4 protein-coding genes and 1 tRNA gene are annotated in these 4,450 nt (G+C 72.0%); all 5 read right to left on the bottom strand.

Annotated elements, in window-relative coordinates:
* Window positions 1–1,115: extracellular catalytic domain type 1 short-chain-length polyhydroxyalkanoate depolymerase (locus tag PLJ28_RS14995; protein ID WP_324590351.1), on the bottom strand; the 1,115-nt coding region annotated here is incomplete at its 3' end.
* A 132-nt stretch (window positions 1,116–1,247) separates the two neighbouring features.
* Window positions 1,248–1,700 carry a Fe-S cluster assembly sulfur transfer protein SufU gene (gene sufU, locus PLJ28_RS15000; protein ID WP_324590352.1) on the bottom strand — a complete coding sequence of 151 codons (453 nt, stop codon included), beginning with the start codon at window positions 1,698–1,700 and terminating at the stop codon, window positions 1,248–1,250.
* Window positions 1,697–2,998 carry a SufS family cysteine desulfurase gene (locus PLJ28_RS15005; RefSeq protein ID WP_324590353.1) on the bottom strand — a complete coding sequence of 434 codons (1,302 nt, stop codon included), beginning with the start codon at window positions 2,996–2,998 and terminating at the stop codon, window positions 1,697–1,699. Before PLJ28_RS15005 ends, sufU begins: the two co-directional genes overlap by 4 nt.
* Before the next feature lie 106 nt (window positions 2,999–3,104).
* Window positions 3,105–3,191 (bottom strand) — tRNA-Ser (locus PLJ28_RS15010).
* Window positions 3,192–3,238: 47 nt separating this feature from the next.
* Window positions 3,239–4,450 (bottom strand): FAD-binding oxidoreductase (locus PLJ28_RS15015; RefSeq protein ID WP_324590354.1); only part of this gene is annotated, 1,212 nt, incomplete at its 5' end.

Consider the following 4,450-nt stretch of genomic DNA (forward strand, 5'->3'; position numbering starts at 1 on the left):
GGGTAGTCGATGCTCTGGGTGGAGATGTAGGAACCGCCCGGACCGCCGCCCGCGGGCCAGTTGTGTCCCAGCCCGGTGTTCTGGACCAGGGACACCCGCGGACCGTCCGCGTCCGAGTAGAGGGTTCCCGTCCCGGCGGTGTTGGCCCCGTCCAGGCCGGCCAGGGAGAACGACGAGGTCGAGGTCGCGCCATACAGCCCCGCCATGATCTCGGCATTGAGCGGGTTGTACCCGGGCGCCACCACGGAGTCGTTGCTGCCGTAGACGACCGAGGTCAGCTGGGTGCCGAAGGAGGAGGCCGCGGTGTCCGCGAAGGCCCGGCACGTGGAGGTGCCCTGGGCCTTGGAGGTGGCCACCGAGGAGATCTGCCCCGAGGTGGTGCCGACGGTCGGGCCGGCGTTGATCCCGATGCCCGCGAAGACGTCCGGGGCCAGGCAGCCCATGACCATGCTCTGGCCGCCGCCCGAGCTCAGGCCGGTCAGGTAGACCTGGTCCGCGTCCACTCCCACCCCGGTCCGGGAGGTCAGGGCGGAGACCAGTCCCAGCAGGTTGTCGTCGTGCCGGGCGGGGGAGGTGCGTGAGTGCTGGGCGTCGTAGTAGTCCCAGCAGCCGAGCAGGACCCCGCCGTTCGGTGCCGCCGGGACGGCCACCACCATGCCGTACTCGTCCGCCGTGGCCGCCCAGTTCCCGCCGTTCCTCAGGTCCGCGGCCTTCTGCACGCAGCCGTGCAGGGTGACCATCAGGGCCCTGCCGTCCGGGTGGGCCGGGGCGGTCTCGGGCACATAGAGGTTCACGCTCATCCCGGCGATGGTCTCGGTGGTCCATGTCCCCGTCGGAGTCGTGCCGTCGTCACCGCTCCCGTCGCCTGCGGTGTCCGTGCAACCCGGCAGCGTCTCGAAGCCCGGTGGACAGATGATCGCCTGTGCCATGGACGAGGTCCCCACCAGGGTCAGGGTGGCTGCCAGGGCCGAGAGCAGGACCGTGGCCAGCAGCACGGGGACCAGTCGCCGACGGGTCCGCCGTGGTCCGGTGGGGCCCGGGACCGACGGGCCGCGGTGATCGGGGCCCGGTCGGTCGAACGCGTCGTCCCGGTCAGGGTGAGCGGGTGGGGTCATGATTCCTCCTCCCTCACGCCGGCCGGGCATCCTCTCCCGGGCACTGCGGCTGTGAGCTGGATCACAGCACGGTACACCTGATAGGTGATTCAGGTAACAGCCGGAGCACAGTCCGGCCGGGAAAAGGCCGGGTCAGCGGCCCACGGTCGCCTGGGCGAGCGCGTCCTCCGCGGCCACCCAGGCGAGCATCGCGCACTTGACCCGGGCCACGTAGCGGGAGACCCCGCCCAGGGCCACGGCATCGCCGAACAGCTCCTCAGAGGGCTGGATCTTCCCCCGGGACTGCATGGCCGTGCGGAACGCGTCGATCCGTTCGGTCAGTTCCGCGGTGGACAGGCCCTCCGCGAGCTCGGACAGCAGCGAGGCCGAGGCCTGGGAGATCGCGCACCCGTGGCCCTGCCAGCGGAGGTGGGCGACGGTGTCCCCCTCGCCGAGGTGCACCTGCAGCGTGATCTCGTCCCCGCAGGTGGGGTTGAGCTGGTGCGACTGCCCGTCGGCGGAGTCCATCAACCCGGTGCCCGAGGGGGTCTTGGCGTGGTCCAGGATGAGTTCCTGGTAGAGGCCCTGCAGGTCGGCAGCGCTCATGCGCGCACCCCGAAGAACTCGCCGACGCCGGCCACGCCCTCGAGGAACCGGGTGACCTCGTCCTCGGTCGTGTACAGGTACGTGCTGGCCCGTGTCGAGGCGGTCACCCCGAAGCGGCGGTGCAGCGGCTGGGCGCAGTGATGGCCCACGCGCACCGCGATCCCGCGATCGTCCAGGAACTGGCCGACGTCGTGGGCGTGCACCCCGGTGACGTCGAAGCTCGCCAGGCCGACCCGCTCACCCTCGATGTCCCCGCCAAGCACCCGGATCCCCGGGATCTCCCGGAGGCCGCCGAGCAGCCGCCGGCCGAGCTCGGCCTCGTGGGCGGCGATCCGGTCCATGCCGATCTGCTGCAGGTAGTCCACCGCGGCCGCCCACGCGATCGCCTGGGACACCTTCTGGGTGCCGGCCTCGAAGCGCTGCGGCGGGGGCAGGTACTCGGCGGCCTCCATGGTGACGGTGGTGATCATCGACCCGCCGGTGAGGAACGGCGGCATGGCCGCGAGCAGTTCCCGGCGGCCGTAGAGGGCGCCGATCCCGGTGGGCGCGAGCATCTTGTGGCCGGAGAAGGCGGCGAAGTCCACGTCGAGCGCGGGGAAGTCCACCGGCAGGTGGGGGACGGACTGGCACGCGTCGAGCACCACGAGGGCGCCGACCTCGCGAGCGCGGGCCACCAGCTCCTGGACCGGGTTCACCACGCCCAGCACGTTCGAGACGTGGGTGAACGCCACCAGCCGGGTGCGGTCGGTGATGACGGTGCCGGCCGCCTCCAGGTCCAGGGCGCCGTCGTCGGTCACGGGGATGTACCTCAGCGTGGCACCGGTCCGGGCGGCCAGTTCCTGCCAGGGGATCAGGTTGGCGTGGTGCTCCTGCTCGGTGACCACGACCTCATCCCCGGGGCCCAGGCGGAAGCGCTCGGCCGCCTCGCCGCCGCGGCCCACGCTGGCGTTGGAGAAGGCGTAGGCCACCAGGTTCAGGGCCTCGGTCGCGTTGGAGGTCCAGACCACCTCGTCCTCGGCGGCCCCCACGAAACCGGCCACGGCGGCGCGGGCGTCCTCGAAGAGCACCGTGGCCTCCGCGGCCAGGGTGTGCGCGCCGCGGTGGACCGCCGCATTGAGCTGCTCGTAGTAGCCGCGCTCGGCGTCCAGGACGGCGGCCGGCTTCTGCGAGGTGGCGCCGGAGTCGAGGTAGGCCACGGGATGACCGTTGACCTCGGTGGCCAGCAGTGGGAAGTCCCGCCGCCAGCGCACGACCTCGGCATCGGTCGGAAGGGTCGCGTGGGTGCTCGTAGTGCTCATCGTCCTGCCTCTCCAGAAGGTCCGGCGTCAGTGGTCGGTGACTGCCGCCGATAGACAACAGGCCCCCGCCGCCGCGGTCATTGCGGGGCGAGGGCCTGTCAGTCGGCGGTGACGGTGGGATTTGAACCCACGGTAGGGGTGAACCTACACAACATTTCGAGTGTTGCACCTTCGGCCGCTCGGACACGTCACCAGACCGGTCCATCTTACCGGAGGAGTCGGTGGACCGCCGAATCCTGTTCAGGCCCCCACCCGCAGGGGCGGGATGTTGTGGTTGAGCCGGAAGACGTTCTGCGGGTCGTACCACCTCTTCAGGGCGGCCAGGCGGTCCAGCTTCTCCTCGCCGTAGAGGGACGCCGCCCGGCGCCAGAGGTCCCCCTCGTCCGGTCCGGAGGAGGGGCCCTCGGGTTCCCGGGCCATGAAGTTCACGTACTGCGCGCCACCGGAGAACGGCTCCACGTCCCGGGCCAGGCCGCGCACGAAGGCGATGTTGCGCTCGTCGTCGGCCGCGGACCCCCAGAAGCCGTAGACATTCAGCCAGTACTCCGGGCTCCGGTCCGGGAACGCGGTCGCCCGGGGGTCCACGCGCCGGAACGCCCCGCCCATGTGGTGCAGGTCGAAGGCCGTGCCCTGCCAGGTCTGCTCTTCCGCCCGCGCGCACAGCACCGCGATGACCTCCTCGTCCAGCCGGAGCACCCCCGAGTTCTTCCAGTACGCGCGGACACCCTTCGGGAACAGGCCGTCCATCGCGGACTGCCACTCCGGCCATGCCGTGGGGCCGACCTCCTCGGCGTCGGGCGGGGCCATCCCGGCCAGCTCGTCGGCGTGGTCCAGGCCCTCGCCGTGCTCCGCACCGGCCCAGGCGAAGCCGATGACCAGCATCGGGTCAGCGCCCAGGTCCCAGTCCGGCGGGGGAGTCAGCGCGGTGAGGATGGCCGTCATCTCGTCCGGCAGGTCCCGGGTCCAGTCGGCGAAGGCCCGGAGCGCCCCCTCCCACCGGGGCCGGAAGTAGATGAGGTTGCCGCCCAGGACCGTGGGCGGCAGGGGGTGTGCCGCGAAGGTGAACGAGGTGACGGCCCCGAAGTTCCCGCCGCCGCCCGTCAATCCCCAGAGCAGGTCCGGGTTCTCCTCCGCGCTGGCGTGCACGGTGCGCCCGTCGGCCGTGACGACGTCCGCGGCCAGCAGGTTGTCCACCGTCAGCCCGTGCTTCCGGGTCAGCCAGCCGAAACCGCCGCCCAGGGTGAGCCCGGCGACCCCGGTGGCCGAGACGACCCCGATCGGCACGGCCAGCCCGTGGGCGGTGGTGGCCCGGTCCAGGTCCGCCAGCGTCGCGCCCGGCGCCACGGTCACCGTGCCCGTCTCCACGTCGACCGTGACGTCGCGGCAGCCCCCGAGGTCCAGCACCAGTCCGTCGTCCACGGTGCCGTAGCCGGCCACGCTGTGGCCGCCACC

The sequence above is a fragment of the Citricoccus sp. genome, assembly GCF_035445025.1.
Classification (GTDB): domain Bacteria; phylum Actinomycetota; class Actinomycetes; order Actinomycetales; family Micrococcaceae; genus Citricoccus.

What these genes read in the sequence shown, in the direction of transcription:
- sufU (WP_324590352.1), bottom strand. Translation starts at nt 1,700, where the DNA reads ATGAGCGCTGCCGACCTGCAGGGCCTCTACCAGGAACTCATCCTGGAC.
- PLJ28_RS15005 (WP_324590353.1), bottom strand. Translation starts at nt 2,998, where the DNA reads ATGAGCACTACGAGCACCCACGCGACCCTTCCGACCGATGCCGAGGTC.